We start from the raw sequence: 16,073 nt of genomic DNA on the forward strand, positions 1-16,073 counted from the left end.
TTTAGTTGTACACAATCGCGATCGCGTTTTAGAGACGAAGTGAACTATCGCACCGTCTTTTTTTGGCAGCTACAGCTTATTTGGTTTCAATATGCAGATAATAAAAAACTTTTGCATTTGATTCGTCTGTCAAAAGAAATACCTAGCAGCGGAGCAAAAATTTGCCTTGACTACTTTCTAGTCGGCTAAAGAATCACTGGAGATTTATTTACGCTGTCTGTTCGACGGGCAAATCGACATTTTTCCAAGCCGTCCAAGAACCAGGAATATTAATGACACGCTCAAGTCCGTTACCGAGAGAGACGGAATAGCTGTTCGGTTACTAAGCAAACATCACGCTGACTCTCTATTACCAGTAAAATCTCTTTTTTATGTTTTTCATGATTATTTGATTTAGATTAAAGTTGATTAAAGAGTCGAACCATGTATTAAGCAAAATAAGCTCATTACCTTTCTAAAGCACGATTACCTTTAGGGCAAGCCCGAAAGGACTTTCTTCGAGGCGCACTCGAATGGGTGTAGGCTTCGCGATCGCATTTATTTTCTATTTTTTTGGATCGATTGTCCGCAGCCAACCCAGGTAGGAAAAACGGAACGTAAAGCCATGTCAATTGCAACAGGTAGATATCTACCACCAGAAGCAAATACAGATCGTACAGATCGAGCGCAGTTGCTACTACTGCATTATCGTTTCCTACCAAATAAGACAGTTGAGTGATGCTTTCAACGTTTATCTGCTCTAAAACCAATCTCATAGTGTTTTTTAAACTCCTGTAACTTATTTAGCTGGTTGATAATAGCTGATGTGTTATTTTTCTGCGCTTTTCACGCATAGTAGACCCCAATAATTAGACTATGAAAGGCTAAAAGCTAAGAGCTAAAAGGTACGAACCAGTTAATCCTGAACGAAGTCTATTCAACTGAAAACGGCTGTAAATAACTATGCAAATCAAAAAGAAAATCCCTGGTAAATTTTTGTCTCGTGAGAGGATATTCTAAGAGCAATCCTTTCTAATAGTTGGTAAAAAGCTTCTTTTAGAGCTAATTCTGAAGATGTTGCAGTAGTAGAGATAGTTGTTGGTGTTAACTTAATGCGATTATCGACTATTTCTAACCAGTAAAGTCGAGGACTAAACTTAGCTGGCTGTAATTCGACAATAAAAGATGATTTAATAACGGTGGGAAATATAGCTCTTTTCAAAGCCCAGACAGCAGTAATTTCGGCTATTCCAATTAACAATAAAGAAAATGCCTTTAGTATTAATTTTGAATTAGGCGATTTACTACGTACATTCACAAAATATTTTCCTCAAACCCAGAACTAAAAACCCCACCGTTAACTATTGATTAGAACCGATTAAAAGTTAACTGCACTTGCTACCCTCAGCTTGGGCATGCTTATAGTTAGCACTCCATCAATAAATTCGGCTCTAGTTTTTTCGGGTTGAATTGCTACAGGTAAAGGTGTATTACATTTAATCTGCCCGTAATTGAATTGAGAAGGAATTACTTCTTTTTCGTCTGTAGACTTATCTGGGTTGCAAATTCCAGAAATCGAAACAAATCTAGTTTGGGCATTAATAATTAAATCTTCGATTTTAACTCCTGGAAGTTCTGCCTTAAGAATTAACTCTTCATCGGTTTCGTTGAATTCAATGTTTGGACACCAAGTTTTATTTTGTTCGCTCATTAATAATCCCTCCTAGTAATTCTAGGGAAATGAGTTTTCTTTGCTAGTTTTAGATTAAGCAAAAGTTTTGAGGAACTTATGAGCAAAATAAATCAGGGGTAGAAACGTAGCATGCTAAGTCAGTACGGGATCAGGAGTTAGGTGTTTTGCTTTGAATTGTGCGGATTCGTGATAGGCGATTGAGGATGCGAGTAGCTAATTGTGTTCCCGCAACTGGTTTGCTGATGTAATCGTCCGCACCGATATAAAATGCTCGCTCCTGAGTTTGTAAGTCTTGATGAGCGGTGAGAAACAAAACGGGTAAATGACTCCAATTTGAGTCGCTTCGTAGCATACGACATAATTCAATGCCATTAACATCTGGCATTTCTACATCTAATATTAGTAGGTCGGGTGAGGTGACTTGAAGAACTTGCCAAAACTGACGAGGGTCGTTAAGGGTAGTAATTTCAAATCCCCAAGGTTTGAGACTTGTCTGCATTACCTCTAGAAATAAGGAATCATCATCGACAATTGTTATCTTAGCTTCCGCCCCAGAACGTCGCAGCAGTTGAGATACAGCATCCATTGCCTGAGTTGGAGTTATGGGCTGCACTAATAAAGTATGTTTTTTACCGCGCATAATTTTAAGACGCTCGGTAAAATCTTTATTGGTGTTAAATAAGGCTGCTTCCGAGACAATTACCACAATGGGTAGTAAGGGCATTTGCTGGTGTAGTTGTGCTAGTAAATCTAAACTATCTATCGGACTATCTCGATCCGTTTTGGTTCTAATCTGAAATATCCTGAGCAAAACAATCGCAGGGCGATCGCGCTGAATTATTTCTCGTGCTTCTGATGCAGTTGTGGCGATCGCCGTCCGAAAATTATTAGCTGCTGCTTGGGTTGCTAATTGCCCAGTAAAATCGCGGTCGTTGTCCACAATTAATAATAAGGGAAAACTGTCTAAAACCGAACTAGAACCAGGTTCGTAACGGTCGAATTTATCTCTCAAGTTATTAACTAATTTATTAAAAGGCTCGATTTGTTCTGCCTGGGAAAAAGTTTCAAGAGTCAGAAAATCTTCTAGTTTTCGGGCTAGCTTCGAGCCATCTTCAAACCCCAAACTTCCTAGAGAACCAGCTAATTTGTGGGCTGCTAAGATCGCTTCTGGTTTTAATGCTTTATTGAAATTATCTTCTTTTAAAGCGTTCGCTACATTTTCTAAAACAGCTAGGCGAGCGGACATTGCCTCTTTGTGTTGCATCCAAACAGCAGCAATTTCAGGAGCGGGCGATTGCGCTGCGGAATTAGATTCAGTTTCAGTTTGTTTTTCTGTTGAATCTGGTAGTGGCTTAAGACGATAACCTATCCCATAAACTGTCTCAATCAAATCTTTGGCTGCACCTGCCCCTGTCAATTTTTGACGTAGTGTTTTGATGTGTGTTCTGACTGCTCCCTCCGTGGGCGGTTCTTCAAAACTCCAGAGGCTTTCAATAATTCCATCAAGACTAAAAACGCGCTTATGATTGCGTAAAAATAGCTCTAGTAAAGCATACTCTTTTGCTGTTAAATTTAACGGTTTCTCATCATAGATTACTTCTAAGCTATTGAGATCGAGACTCAAATTACCCCATTTTAATACCGAAGTCAAAGCTTGTGCTTCTCGACGCAGCAAGGCATGAATTCGCACCGTAAGCTCGTCAAAATTAAACGGTTTGACTAGATAATCATCAGCCCCCGCATTAAAACCTTCGACAATATCGGTGCTGCGATCGCGTGCGGTTAACATCAGAACTGGCATACTATAGTCGCGATCGCGAATTTTTTTACACAGACTGATGCCATCAACTTGGGGCAGCATCACATCTAAAACCACCAAATCATAGTTAAAAAGCGCGATATATTCCCATGCTTCTTCGCCATCTGTGGCAATATCCACCGCATATCTTTGAGCAATGAGATGGTTAGCCAGAGCATCTACTAACACTTCATCATCGTCTACCAATAAAAGTCTCATTTAAGTTTTGAGCATAATTTGAGGTCTTTCTTTACTCTAGCAAGCTTAACGGAACACTGGTTCGACGAAATAGTTTTCCGAATTAATTTCAGTTATTATTTAATACAACAATAACTTATCGATCGCAATTTCAATATTAGGAAAGGCTTGAGGCGTTACTATTCCAGATTTATATTCAACTATTTGCAAGTATTTATCTTTACTGGGTTGAGTGTGAATAATTAACTTCTTATTTTTCAGATCGATTACCCAATATTCAGAGATATCATTACGGGCATAAGTTGTAACTTTCTGTTGCAAGTCTTTCTTGAGTGTTCGCTGGGACACCTCAATTAACCAATAAATATCCTCCGCATAGGGATGATGAGTACGATAAATAGTTAGAGGCAATCTAACAATAGCAATATCTGGTTCGGGTTCAGAATTATCTAAAGTAATAGGATGGGACTCTCTAACATGAGCTAATTTAGATAGCTTGTTTCGCAGATAAATAACAATACTCTCATTAGTAAAACTATGCTCGACACCTTCGGGACTCATCTCAACTATATCCCCTTCCAATAACTCCACCTTTTGTCCTTCCAGCACCCCAGAGTCCACCAGTTCGTGCCATTTATCTATCGACCATTTGTAAGTTGTTGAAACCATATTACTAAGCTCATCACTAACTATAAGCTGATTTTAGCCGATCGCTATCAAACCATCGTAAAATAAATTTCCTCATAAGTTCCTCAAATTACTTGCCTATATATATATTTAAGCGAGGTAATTAAGATGTTTAATAAAATTTTAGTAGCAATAGATCGTTCGACAGCAAGTAGGGATGTTTTTGAAACTGCTGTATCTCTGGCAAAAACAACTGGAGCAAGTTTAATGCTGCTGCACATTCTCGCGAATGAATTAAAGCAAGATCCAACTCTGTTTGTCTATTCTGGTATTAGATACAATGTGATGAGCGAACCACTTCTCAAAGCCTATGAAGAACAGTGGCAGAAATTTGAAGAAAAAAGACTAGAATTCTTGCGATCGCTTGTTCGAGAAGCGAAAACAGCAAGAGTTGACGCTGATTTTACCCAATTTTGGGGCAATCCTGGACGCGATATCTGTGATTTAGCTCAAGCATGGTCAGCAGATCTAATCTTGGTCGGTAGCAGAGGTTTAACTGGTATCAAGGAGATGTTTTTGGGTAGTGTGAGTAATTATGTAACCCACCATGCCCCTTGCTCGGTTTTTATTGTGCATAAAACTGGCAATACCTCTCTCTCGGTCAATTATGATTCTCAATCGTTTCAGGACAAGCAAGGAGAATTAACTTCTTTTACTTCTGGAAAATCAACTTTGAGAAAACGTGAATTTGTAGCTAAATCAATTTCTCAGTTGGAAAAAGAACCCCAATCTCCAGCAAAATCTTAACTAAGTTCTTTAAACAACAAAAAAACCAATGTTTTCGGAGAAATAGGAAATGAATCATAATCAATCTATTTGCAAGGTGTGTGGCTATAACATGATTGGCGATATACCTGATGTTTGTCCATTTTGCGGAGCAAACCATGATAAGTTTGTCCCTTGGGATGAGGCACAGCAAATCTATCGAGTAACACCGTATCGCGTCAATGACTACGTTACCCAGTTGCGATCAGTGCCTCGTCTTGGTTTAGAACACGCTGCTTACCTCATTGAAACAGATGATGCTGCTGTTTGGATTGATTGTCCATCAGTATTCGATCCCGATTTGACACCAGTAGAAGCAATCTACTTCACCCACAAAGATTTCATGGGTGCATCCAACCAGTATCGTGAAGCCTGGGATGCGAAAGTTTACCTGCACGCTCTCGATGCCAAACATCCACTTGCTAGACAATTTCCAGTCGATCGAGAGTTTGAGGGCGACTTTAGCGAGCATGGTATTAAAGCTTTCCATATAGGCGGACATACGCCAGGTTTTACTCTGTACATCTATGGCAAGGTGTTGTTTATTTGCGACTATGCCTTTCCTCCAGGGTCTAAGATGCGGTTTAACCCTTTTGAACCGCAAGACGAGACACGTAAACGTGCAGCATGGATACTAAAAATTATTGACGAGCGATCGCTCTTAACGGTTTGCGGATATAACTATGTTACAGAATTTGATAGCTGGCGTGAGAATTTCCAGCATTTAGTTGAGGAGAATTCTCGCACAGTAGCTTAGATAAATTGAGGAGACTAAAACGAATTTGTCGCCATGATGTTTTTGGATATTGCTTTTAGCTAATTGATAAATATTGAAGTTTAAATCAAATACAAAGGAGAATCAAACATATGGTTTCTACAGTTAACAAAACACAACTCTATTCTACTAGAATCGATCTAGCTGAAAACACCCGTCTGAAAGTTACTGAAATACTAAATCAAACTCTTGCTGCTACTTTGGATCTAAAAACTCAGACCAAACAGGCTCACTGGAACGTCAAAGGTATGGATTTCTACCAATTACACGAACTGTTTGATGAAATGGCAACCGAGTTGGAAGAATATACCGATATGGTGGCAGAAAGAGTAACGGCTTTGGCTGGTACGGCTATGGGAACGGCGCGGATCGCCGCAGTGAATTCGATTTTACCCGAATACCCGCTCGATGCGGTTGGTGGTGTAGAACATGTTACCGCTTTAGCAGACCGCTACGGGGTCTATGCCAAACACTTGCGTGCTGCGATCGATACTACCGATGAAATGGGCGATGCCGATACTGCCGATTTGTATACCGAAATTTCGCGAACGATCGATAAACGTCTCTGGTTTTTAGAAGCACATTTGGTTAAATAGATACGGGAAATCAGCGATAATCGATGGCAATAGTTAAGACTAATGGCGTTGTTGAATAGGTAATGATTTTGAGCTAATTGTTAGCGAAAAATATAGATCTTAGATCTTAAAAATATTAGATACCATTACCAAATCAGCAACACCAAAATTGTGATGTTTAACAAAATTTTAGTGGCAATAGATCGTTCAACCGCGAGCAGAAATGTTTTTGAAACTGCTGTATCTTTAGCAAAAACGACAGGAGCAAGCTTGATGCTGCTGCACGTTCTATCTAGTGAAGAAAAAGACAATTTAAGTCCGTCTATTGACCCCAAACAGGAAGGCGATCGCTTGGACTCATCTATTTTAGAAGCTTATGATCGCCACTGGCAAGAACTCGAACGGCAACAGCAGCAAAGACTAAAAGTAATGCGATCGCTCGTTAAAGCAGCAACAGCAGTAGGAGTTAACACTGAATTTACCCAAACTTTAGGCGATCCTGGGAAAACTATTTGTAACTTAGCTCAAACATGGTCAGCAGATCTAATCGTGGTTGGTAGCAGAGGTTTAACAGGTATTAAAGAGATGATTTTAGGGAGTGTGAGTAATTATGTAATCCATCATGCTCCCTGTTCGGTTTTCATTGTGCATAAAACTAACAACACTTCATCCTCTCTCTCGGTCAATTCTGATTTTTGATCGTAAAACTAATTCCGATTATTTCTTGCTCGTCATAAGTTCCTCAAAACTTTTTTCTAATATTTAACTTAGATAGCAGTGAACAAAAGAATGTCTAGTTGCGATCATTTTTTTCCTAGAGGCTACTTAAATTGTCCGTAGAAGGTTGGAATATTTAATAAATGAAGACAATTATGACCACTGTTAGTTATGACTAAGAAAGCATCTCTAGCGGTGTTAATATTTTTAGACAAGTTTATTATTGGGATTTTTATTTAATAGGATACTTTTTGCCATATGTAGTAGCAATTTATTGCTTTTAATTAACTTTAATAGGTAATCAACATAAATATAAAAAAGGGAATTAAATATATTACCTATACAAAATAAAATATTGCAAAAAACAATAAACTAGAGTTCAACAAAAGAAAATTTTTATGACGACTATTACCTTTGTAAAAGAAGATAAAGAAGCGATCGCAGCTATGGGTTCTAATTTACGCGAGAAAGCTCTTCAAAATCGAGTTGATCTTTATACTCTGGGAGGTAAACTAAGAAACAACTAAGAAACTGTGGTGGGTATGGACAATGTGGTACTTGCGTGGTTGAAATCGCCGAGGGAATGGAAAACTTGTCACCCAAAACAGATTTTGAAAAACATAAATTGAAGAATAAACCAAATAATTATCGTTTAGCTTGTCAAACTATGGTTAATGGTTCAGTCAAAGTTATAACTAAACCAAAACCTTCTCGTTAGCATCAGCCATGATTAAACTCCTTGAAAAAATTTAGCTAGTTGGTTTGTGAGTTAAATAGTTGTTAAGTGCGATGGTAATACTGAAAGAGCAACAATTAACAAAAAACTAAAAGCAGTCACGCTTTCTAGCATCGCCACGTATTGAATTTTTACCGTGCTGTACCATTGCTTCTGCCAAGCGACAAGGGCAAATTTAAGTAAAGCTATTCCCAAGGCTAAGGCTGCTATCGGTGGCAGGTAGTTTAACCAATAGAGAGTCGCAACAATCCCAGTAGCGATCGCATGATAAATTATTCCTGGCACAATAGAACTAGTTTTTGGTTTACGCAGCTTGACGGTAAAAATGGTGCTGCTGAAATAGAGAGTATTAAGTACCCACAGTCCCATTGCAGTTGCCGAAATTGTCCCCATAGTAGCAGCATAAGCCATCGGCGCAGACAGACAAACAGCAGCAAAGGTAATTAATTCGTTGGGGATCGATTTTTGCTTTCGTCGCCAAACAGAAATAGCATCGATCGCCAGTGCAGCAATTGCACCGCCATAAAGCCAGAGCAACACTGGATAGGTCAAATAAAGCCAAAAGGCGATCGCGACTGAAACTGAACCATACAAACTGCCCCAGATAACGAAACGAGGCTTCAGGCTTCGCCTTTGTTTGAGTTGAAGTACCAAAGGATGTTCCGCTTGAAATCCACAAAAGGCACAGATTAAGGCTAATGTAGTTGAAAACGTCCAAGCTTGTGCTAATGCTGCCCCTGTTACAAAAGAAACAAACAACATCACGTAAACTCCATGTTCGGGAGAAAACATCGGGCGATACCATGCTTGAGGATTAGGTTTAACAGTATGGCTATTGCTTTTTATCTTGATGTTCGATTGAGTCATCCTCTCAATTACTCTTTAGACTAAGATTGACTTTGCCAGCGTTTCGTTCGGGCGCTCGGCTTTTGTTCTGCTTCATAAGTAGCAATAACTTGACGTAGCTATTAACTCGAACCTATAAATCTCTGTTCTTAATGTGACAAATTTGCTTGTTGCTTTCTATGAGCTAGCTCATAAAGAGTCAAATATGTTGCAGGTTTACCAACTAATCACCGCACAAACTACGGGTTGATCGTCATTTGAAGCCCTGTATGTATTAGTAGAAAATTGATGAAATTCTTGTAGCAGGCTATCAGGTAAACTTCTCACCATCCCTACCATGACTTCTACCAAGTCATTCACAGAAAATCGTTGAGGTACTCGCTGAATTACTTCTTCAGAGCGAATACAATCTAAGAAACCGCGTATTAAAACTGGGGAGCGATCGGCAAGAACAGTATAGATTAGGGCTTGATTGTCGGCTAGAGACATTTGCTGAAATTTATCTAAATTCCCCCAGCCTAAATACCGACACTCAAGGCTATTATTAGTAGTCATTGGTTTAATTTTAACTCCAGTCTGGTTTAACGCTCTGACGCTGATTCAAGTATTGGTCGATAGACATCGCCGCAATACATCCGTCCGCTGCTGCTACCACCGCTTGCTTGTAAGGCGTATTACGGATATCGCCGATCGCCCAAATTCCAGGAATGGTAGTCTGCATCATCTCATCAACCTTTACCCCACCATCAGACTTAAGCTCCACTTGACCTTCGAGGAAGTCAATAATTGGTTTGGCTCCCTGCAAATAAACAAAAACACCCTCCACTGGCAGAATTTGGTTTGTATTTTGACCACGCTGGATCACCTCAACAGAGGTAACGCCACTTTCGTTGCCCAGAATCGCCTCCAAACGAGCCTTACTCCAAAGCTTGACTGAAGAACAATTCAAAAGTTCTTGGCAGCGACCGTTCATCTTTGTTGGGTCTTTAGAAGCTACCCAGTGAACCGTCGAAGCGAACTGGGTCAGCACTTGTGCTTCGTCAATCGCTTCTTCGCTCGTGCCGACAACCACCACGTCCCGATTACGCATAAACGCTCCATCGCAGGTCGCGCAGTAGCTCACTCCCCGTCCGAGGTATTCCTGCTCGCCAGGAATAGAGGCAATGCGACCCATTGCCCCAGAAGCTAGAACCAGGACTTTACCGATAAAAGTGCCCTCTGGAGTATAAACTTTTTTCTGGGTGCCTCCCAGATCGAGACTAAAAACCTGAGCCTGCTTGTAATCTGCTCCAAACTCTACAGCCTGCTCGCGCATCCAACGAAGCAGTTCATTTCCAGAAACCACTCCTCGCACGCCTGGATAGTTGGCAATCTTATGGGTAATCGCAAGCGCTCCTGCCGCTGGATTTTTGTCAAGGAGTACCGTTTTCAAACCATAGCGGGCAGTGTATAGCGCGCAGGTACAGCCTGCAGGACCGCCACCGATAATGACAACATCGTAATTAAAGTTTTTCATATTTTTATCTTTTGTCACCGATGTACTACAAAGCTCTGCACTCTAGCTAGGTAGAACTAGAAAAGTTAAATTGAAGCCAATAAACGTCAACAGGAAGTGAATTCTGCCCCAGGTTTCGTTGAAAATTCGCCCCGTCATCTAGCGAAAGTAAGCTCGCCAATTAAGGCTACCCGTTTCGACAGCACTGGCAAATTGATTGACACTTTCTTGAAACGGTGCTTGGGACATGAGCCCATCTCGCAACGGAGGCGAGTACCAAAGAGAAGTTTCTCCTAACGGCGTTGCTGGCTGGATTAGGGTATGATTCTATGATTTTCATAACGCCAGCAAATTAATTAAAAAGCTAAGAGCTAAAAGCTACGAACAAATTACTTTTCGGTTTCATACTTCAAATCAGCAACGCCCTCCTAATGCTATGCCAAAGAGGCATCTAGTTCAATTTCTACTCCTTGACGCAGTGCATTAGAGATAACGCAGACTGCCTCAGCTTCCCGCGCCATCTGCTGGAAGTTGTCTGCATCGACATCACGAATCTGTCCTTGGGTTTCGAGACGAATTTTGGTAATTTTGAAACCGCCTCCTGCTTGAGGTTCTAGTGTGCAGACTGCTCGCGTATGGATGTTGGTTGGCTGATAACCTTTATTACTTAACGTCAGAGCAAACGCCATGCTATAACAGGCGGCATGGGAAGCTGCCAGTAACTCTTCTGGATTGGTGCCTGGAGAGCCTTCAAAGCGAGTGGTAAAACTGTAAGGAGTTTCCTGCAAAACCCCACTAATAGTATTGATTCGTCCGTCACCACTTTTAAAGTTTCCATTCCAGACGGCGGTAGCTGTCCGCTTTATAGTTGCCATAATTTCATGTCCTCCATATTGTTGACATTGGAACCAGTTCTGCTATTGAGAGAAAAAACAGCATGAGCTGCTTGCTGAATTACTGTTGCTCTCCTGTTATTTTTATTTTGAAAAGAATTCTTATCGATTTCTATGAGCTAGCTCAAGGAATGACATCGAGCTTGATTAACTCTCTTTTGTCACTTTCCGAGATAGATCCTTACAGCGAGAGGATTTTAGTTATTTTCTAATTTGAGTTTTTCTGATTAGAAAAAAATCAAGTAATCCTTTTCTCTATAAAGACTCCAGAATTTATAAATAACAAAAGTTTTCGGAGTCTGACAGAAGAGAGTTAACTTGAGGCTAAAAAAACAATTTGAGGAATTTGTGAAAAACCGTAATTTATTTAAGAGAACTTGGTTTTGAAGAGATAGATTAAATAATTTTCCTCTAATTATGAGCTAGCTCAAGGAATTAATTAAGAAAATTTGGCAAGATCAAAGTGGAATGGAGTTAAAGCTTACTCTATCTAAAATGCAAACCTAAAGCTTAAGGGGGTAAATACAATGGCACCTAAACTAGAAACCCTCGCCAAAATTTATTTAAATGGGAAACCAGCCGAAATTTCTGACGAAACTCGGCAAGAACTTTGTGATTGGCTTATGGGCGAATTTCAACAACTTCCGATTAATATCGTTCCTTCTGACTTTGAACGTTATGAAACTGCCCAAGAAATGTTGAACGACCTGGCTCACGATCGCTTATATGTTTCGGATCGTAGCTACAACACAGAAGTCTATCCCAATCCTTTCTGTGGATTCGCTTTTCAAGCCATTCACGATTACGACCACTACAAAAACAACTCCGACTTTAGTTTAAGCGGAGAAATTGCCTCTTATCGAGCTACTGCTAATCGCGCTCCCAGTTTAGAGATTCAAAAAATTCTTTACTCGCAAATCGTTTTGAAAGCTGCTGCTTGGCTCTATCTCGGTCATGAACCAGAATCCAAAATTGTGTTTGCGTAGGATGCTGCTAAGTAAAAAATATATCTGCAAGTTGATTTACAATCATTTTACTACCGAGCATTCAATCATTAGGAAAAATCTTTTTTGTTCCTCATAAGTTCCTCAAAGTTTTTGTTTAGTCTTTATAGTATCGTTCATCTTTTTTGCAAGTATAAGAAAAGACAGAAGTAAGAAACTATTTCAACATCCTGAAAGAACGCACCGATAACAATATTTTAGGAGGTGATAACACGTGGAAGGAAGTCTTCCTATAGAAAGTCCGTCCATGTCACGGAGACAGTTACTTAACTTTCTCACTGGTGCAGTCGTTGCTGCTACTGCTGGTGCAGCTCTTTACCCTGTAGGTAAATATTTTATTCCACCCTCAGAAGTCGGCGAAGACGGTTCGATTATTGCTAAAGATATTAACGGCAATATTATTCCTGCTGGGCAAATTTTAGCAGAACCACCAGGGACTCGCGCTTTAGTCGCGGGACTAGCTGGCGAACCGACCTATCTCACTGTTAGAGAAGATGGTACGCTGCATCCCTGGGGAATAGTCGATAACTGCACCCATTTAGGCTGTACTTTCCCCTGGAATCCCAACGACGAGCAATTTCAATGCCCCTGTCATGGTTCTCGTTACGATCCTGAAGGGAGGGTAGTCAGAGGTCCTGCACCGCTACCTTGGCAGCTTACTCGCGTAAATGTGGAAGGAGACTATATTCGCATTTCTCCCTGGACAGAAACCGACCCCCGTACGGGAGAAAAACCCTGGTGGGTTTAAAGATTTCATTTCCCTCCGTCGAAACTCGAATTAATAAGTAAGCGGAGGAACGAATAAAGCTGCAATTTATATTCTAAAGCAGCTTAAGCATTGTTGACACTAATTTAACTAGGAGTCTGTTATGACTACTACAATTCAACGTCGTCCCGAATTTGATTTTTCACCAATTTGGGAAAGGTTTTCTCGCTGGATTACCAGCACAGACAATCGTATCTATCTTGGCTGGTTTAGCTTGCTGATGATTCCCACCCTGCTGGTTGCGACTATCGTTTTTGCGATCGCCTTTGTAGCTGCTCCCCCTGTAGATATTGATGGTATTCGCGAGCCAGTAATCGGTTCGCTCTTAGGAGGTAACAATATTGCTACAGCAGCAGTTGTTCCTACTTCGGCTGCCATTGGCTTACATTTTTACCCCTTGTGGTCGGCTAGTTCTGTAGCAGAATGGCTCTACAATGGCGGTCCTTACCAACTAATTATCTTGCACTTTTTAATCGGTATTTGGGCTTATTTAGGTAGACTGTGGGAGTTGAGCTACCGTTTGGGAATACGTCCCTGGATAGCTGTCGCTTTCTCCGCTCCAGCAGCAGCAGCAACCGCTATATTTTTGGTTTATCCTATCGGTCAGGGTAGTTTTTCATCAGGAATGCCCCTCGGTATTACTGGTACTTTTAACTTTATGCTGGCACTACAAGCCGACCATAACGTCTTAATGCACCCATTCCATATGCTTGGTGTAGCTGGGGTTTTCGGTGGCGCACTCTTAAGTGTGATGCACGGTTCTCTAGTAACTTCCAGTTTGATTCGAGAAACCACGGAAGCTGAATCTGCCAATAAAGGCTACCAATTTGGTCAAGAACAAGCAACTTATAACCTATTAGCTGGTCATGTGGGCTACTTGGGTAGATTGCTCATTCCCTCACTATCTTTCCGTAATAGTCGCTCGGTACATTTCCTCTTAGCAGCTTTACCTACTATTGGTATTTGGTTTGCTGCGGTAGGAATCGGCACTATAGCTTTCAACCTCAATGGATTTAATTTTAACCAGTCTATTCTTGACAGTAGTGGTAGAGTCATCCCAACTGATGCCGATCTGCTTAACCGAGCCAATTTGGGAATTCAAGCGATGCACGCTCCCAATACCCATAATTTTCCTAAGTTGCTATAGCTAGCTATTTAAAATGCAGCATTGTTCATAGAGCGATCGCTATTTACCTAAAAGCGATCGCTCAACCTAAAATACAATTTTCAATAATCAATTTTATTGCCATGAAAATTGCAGTTGCCAGTCAAAATCGAATCAACATAACGAGTCATACAGGGAAATGTAGAAACTTCTGGATTTACGAAGTAAACTCTCAAGAAATTCTTAATAAAAAACTTTTGCAGTTGTCCAAAGAGGAATCTTTTCTAAATAGTTTTCCTCATATCCCCCAGGCTTTAAATAATATCCAAGTTTTGATTTCAGGGGGAATAGGATGCGGATTGATGAACCGTTTAGAGGAACAGGGAATTGAAGGCATCGTGACTTCAGAAAGAGAACCCGATTTAGCTGTTATTACTTACCTCGAAAGTTCTCTAGTTAGAAAACTATCCCAACCTCGCAATCGCCAACGCAGATATAACCGTAGGAGAGATCGCAGTCAACATCTTCACGGACATGCCTATCACTTACCAACCATAAACTTAGGCAAGACTGTTTAATTTAAAAGAGGTTTCAAATGACATTTATTACACATTCTCAACCACAAGTTATCGATCTTTCACTCCAAAGGGGTTTCCTACCTGTAAGGGAAAATAAAAATAAGCTCATAACTTGCTCAAATCAAGTCAATATTATTGGTCTAATTACTGGCATTTGCTCGAACTTGCCATAATCAAAAATTCTCATAAATCAATTAATAGAGGAGAACACAATGAACTTTGAAATTCCTGAAACCATCAAAACTTGGTCGCAATTTTTCCATCCCCTTGTGATGTGGATTCTGTTTTTTACTGCTATTTATGCACTATATCTCGGTTGGCAGGTTCGCCGTACTCGCAATGCTCCCAAAGAACTCCGCAAAGAGTTGGTTAAGCAAAATTTTAGCAACAGACATCATCGAGTTGGTTCAATTTTATTGGCTTTTATGGTGATAGGGGCTTTAGGCGGAATGGCAGTAACTTATATCAACAACGGCAAATTAATAGTTGGACCTCACTTATTTGTGGGTTTGGGCATGGTAGGACTTATTGCTACTTCTGCTTCTCTAGTCCCATATATGCAAAAAGGAAATGAGGTTGCTCGTTATAGTCATATCTCCCTCAACGCGATACTTTTAGCATTATTTAGCTGGCAAGCGATTACTGGGGTACAGATTGTACAAAAGATAATCAGTAATTTGTGATTTTTTTTAGCTTGAAAAACAACATGAATCTATCACCTATTCAAAAACGTTTGTTTGCTTGGGGCATGGCAAAAGCTAACGCTGCCGATGATTACGAGATTAAGCTAATCAATTGCCCTGAGTATAAAAGCTTAGGAGAACTTAAACAAGCACTCTTAGGAAATTTACAGCATAAGGTCTTGGAAATTGGTCCTGGTGCGGGAGCTAATCTGCCTTATTATCCCAATAATATTCACTGGATTGGTGTCGAACCTAATGTATATATGTATCCTTACTTAAAACGAGAAGCACAACAACAAGGACTTTTAAACATCGAACTGCATCAAGGAACAGCAGAAGACTTACCAGTGGAGGATGAAAGCATTGATACGGTTGTCAGTACCCACGTTCTCTGTTCCGTTAACCAAGTTTACCGTAGCCTTCAAGAAATTAAACGCATTCTCAAACCAGGAGGCGATTTTATTTTCATCGAACACATTGCAGGAGAATGTGGCACTTGGACGCGGAGAATTCAAGATGGTATTGAACCAGTTTGGAAAACTCTGTTTGATAACTGTCATCCTAACCGCAAAACGGGAGAAATTCTTCAACAAATTGGACTAGAAACTGTCAATTACTATGAGTTTCAACTGGCTTTTCCCATTGTCAGTCCTCATATTGCAGGGATAGTTAGGAAAAAAATCAATAACCGAAGTTTTTAAAGCAAGACTTAATCGAGATAACTTGCCTATATATATGATGTACCAAAGACAAACGGTAATCTAAAAATATAATCTTTTA

The 16,073-nt window shown here is 40.2% G+C and carries 18 protein-coding genes, 1 pseudogene and 1 riboswitch; of the genes and pseudogenes, 11 read left to right on the forward strand and 8 right to left on the reverse strand.

Annotated elements, in window-relative coordinates:
- Positions 1 to 949: 949 nt before the first annotated feature.
- The 4 genes from STA7437_RS22990 to STA7437_RS23005 all read right to left on the reverse strand — a co-directional run bounded on the left by STA7437_RS22990 (position 950) and on the right by STA7437_RS23005 (position 4,337).
- Entirely contained in the window at positions 950 to 1,297 is a 348-nt protein-coding gene (locus STA7437_RS22990) for a hypothetical protein (protein ID WP_015212032.1), read from the reverse strand.
- Between the two features lie 60 nt (positions 1,298 to 1,357).
- Complete coding sequence (locus tag STA7437_RS22995) at positions 1,358 to 1,690, reverse strand: Hsp20/alpha crystallin family protein (RefSeq protein ID WP_015212033.1); 333 nt, start codon at positions 1,688 to 1,690, stop codon at positions 1,358 to 1,360.
- Positions 1,691 to 1,820: 130 nt separating this feature from the next.
- Complete coding sequence (locus tag STA7437_RS23000; RefSeq protein ID WP_015212034.1) at positions 1,821 to 3,689, reverse strand: response regulator; 1,869 nt, start codon at positions 3,687 to 3,689, stop codon at positions 1,821 to 1,823.
- A gap of 99 nt (positions 3,690 to 3,788) precedes the next feature.
- Positions 3,789 to 4,337 (reverse strand): Uma2 family endonuclease, encoded by a 549-nt coding sequence (locus STA7437_RS23005; protein ID WP_015212035.1) that lies wholly within the window; start codon positions 4,335 to 4,337, stop codon positions 3,789 to 3,791.
- A gap of 126 nt (positions 4,338 to 4,463) precedes the next feature.
- Between STA7437_RS23005 and STA7437_RS23010 the strand changes: the two genes are divergently transcribed.
- From STA7437_RS23010 to STA7437_RS23030, 5 genes and pseudogenes are all read left to right on the forward strand, one after another.
- Positions 4,464 to 5,102: a universal stress protein gene (locus STA7437_RS23010; protein ID WP_015212036.1), complete on the forward strand. Its 639-nt coding sequence runs from the start codon at positions 4,464 to 4,466 to the stop codon at positions 5,100 to 5,102.
- A gap of 49 nt (positions 5,103 to 5,151) precedes the next feature.
- On the forward strand, positions 5,152 to 5,877 hold the full coding sequence (locus STA7437_RS23015; RefSeq protein ID WP_015212037.1) for a rubredoxin-like domain-containing protein: 726 nt from the start codon (positions 5,152 to 5,154) through the stop codon (positions 5,875 to 5,877).
- A 110-nt stretch (positions 5,878 to 5,987) separates the two neighbouring features.
- Positions 5,988 to 6,491: a DNA starvation/stationary phase protection protein Dps gene (gene dps / locus STA7437_RS23020; protein ID WP_015212038.1), complete on the forward strand. Its 504-nt coding sequence runs from the start codon at positions 5,988 to 5,990 to the stop codon at positions 6,489 to 6,491.
- 153 nt (positions 6,492 to 6,644) lie between these two features.
- The gene (locus tag STA7437_RS23025; RefSeq protein WP_015212039.1) at positions 6,645 to 7,169 is read left to right on the forward strand and encodes a universal stress protein; all 525 of its coding nucleotides are present in this window, start codon (positions 6,645 to 6,647) and stop codon (positions 7,167 to 7,169) included.
- 416 nt (positions 7,170 to 7,585) lie between these two features.
- Positions 7,586 to 7,905, forward strand: a pseudogene (locus tag STA7437_RS23030) (2Fe-2S iron-sulfur cluster-binding protein).
- A gap of 51 nt (positions 7,906 to 7,956) precedes the next feature.
- Here STA7437_RS23030 and STA7437_RS23035 read toward each other — a convergent pair.
- The 4 genes from STA7437_RS23035 to STA7437_RS23050 all read right to left on the reverse strand — a co-directional run bounded on the left by STA7437_RS23035 (position 7,957) and on the right by STA7437_RS23050 (position 11,139).
- Positions 7,957 to 8,790: a YwiC-like family protein gene (locus STA7437_RS23035; protein ID WP_015212040.1), complete on the reverse strand. Its 834-nt coding sequence runs from the start codon at positions 8,788 to 8,790 to the stop codon at positions 7,957 to 7,959.
- Positions 8,791 to 8,985: 195 nt separating this feature from the next.
- Entirely contained in the window at positions 8,986 to 9,324 is a 339-nt protein-coding gene (locus STA7437_RS23040; RefSeq protein ID WP_015212041.1) for a hypothetical protein, read from the reverse strand.
- A 10-nt stretch (positions 9,325 to 9,334) separates the two neighbouring features.
- A complete protein-coding gene (locus STA7437_RS23045; protein ID WP_015212042.1) occupies positions 9,335 to 10,285 on the reverse strand; it encodes an NAD(P)/FAD-dependent oxidoreductase in 951 nt (316 codons plus the stop codon).
- A 413-nt stretch (positions 10,286 to 10,698) separates the two neighbouring features.
- Positions 10,699 to 11,139 carry an OsmC family protein gene (locus STA7437_RS23050; protein WP_015212043.1) on the reverse strand — a complete coding sequence of 147 codons (441 nt, stop codon included), beginning with the start codon at positions 11,137 to 11,139 and terminating at the stop codon, positions 10,699 to 10,701.
- Between the two features lie 545 nt (positions 11,140 to 11,684).
- Here STA7437_RS23050 and STA7437_RS23055 point away from each other — a divergent pair.
- From STA7437_RS23055 to STA7437_RS23080, 6 genes are all read left to right on the forward strand, one after another.
- Positions 11,685 to 12,143, forward strand: coding sequence for a hypothetical protein (locus STA7437_RS23055; protein ID WP_015212044.1), 459 nt, complete (start codon positions 11,685 to 11,687; stop codon positions 12,141 to 12,143).
- A 129-nt stretch (positions 12,144 to 12,272) separates the two neighbouring features.
- Positions 12,273 to 12,346: riboswitch (Glutamine riboswitch) on the forward strand.
- A 29-nt stretch (positions 12,347 to 12,375) separates the two neighbouring features.
- Positions 12,376 to 12,909: a cytochrome b6-f complex iron-sulfur subunit gene (gene petC, locus STA7437_RS23060; RefSeq protein ID WP_015212045.1), complete on the forward strand. Its 534-nt coding sequence runs from the start codon at positions 12,376 to 12,378 to the stop codon at positions 12,907 to 12,909.
- A 121-nt stretch (positions 12,910 to 13,030) separates the two neighbouring features.
- Positions 13,031 to 14,074, forward strand: a complete 1,044-nt coding sequence (gene psbA, locus STA7437_RS23065) for a photosystem II q(b) protein (RefSeq protein WP_015212046.1) — start codon at positions 13,031 to 13,033, stop codon at positions 14,072 to 14,074.
- Between the two features lie 101 nt (positions 14,075 to 14,175).
- On the forward strand, positions 14,176 to 14,610 hold the full coding sequence (locus STA7437_RS23070) for a NifB/NifX family molybdenum-iron cluster-binding protein (protein ID WP_015212047.1): 435 nt from the start codon (positions 14,176 to 14,178) through the stop codon (positions 14,608 to 14,610).
- A 212-nt stretch (positions 14,611 to 14,822) separates the two neighbouring features.
- Entirely contained in the window at positions 14,823 to 15,293 is a 471-nt protein-coding gene (locus STA7437_RS23075) for a DUF4079 domain-containing protein (protein WP_015212048.1), read from the forward strand.
- Positions 15,294 to 15,316: 23 nt separating this feature from the next.
- On the forward strand, positions 15,317 to 15,994 hold the full coding sequence (locus STA7437_RS23080) for a class I SAM-dependent methyltransferase (RefSeq protein ID WP_015212049.1): 678 nt from the start codon (positions 15,317 to 15,319) through the stop codon (positions 15,992 to 15,994).
- The last annotated feature ends 79 nt before the right edge of the window (positions 15,995 to 16,073 follow it).

It is taken from the genome of Stanieria cyanosphaera PCC 7437 (genome assembly GCF_000317575.1).
GTDB lineage: Bacteria > Cyanobacteriota > Cyanobacteriia > Cyanobacteriales > Xenococcaceae > Stanieria > Stanieria cyanosphaera.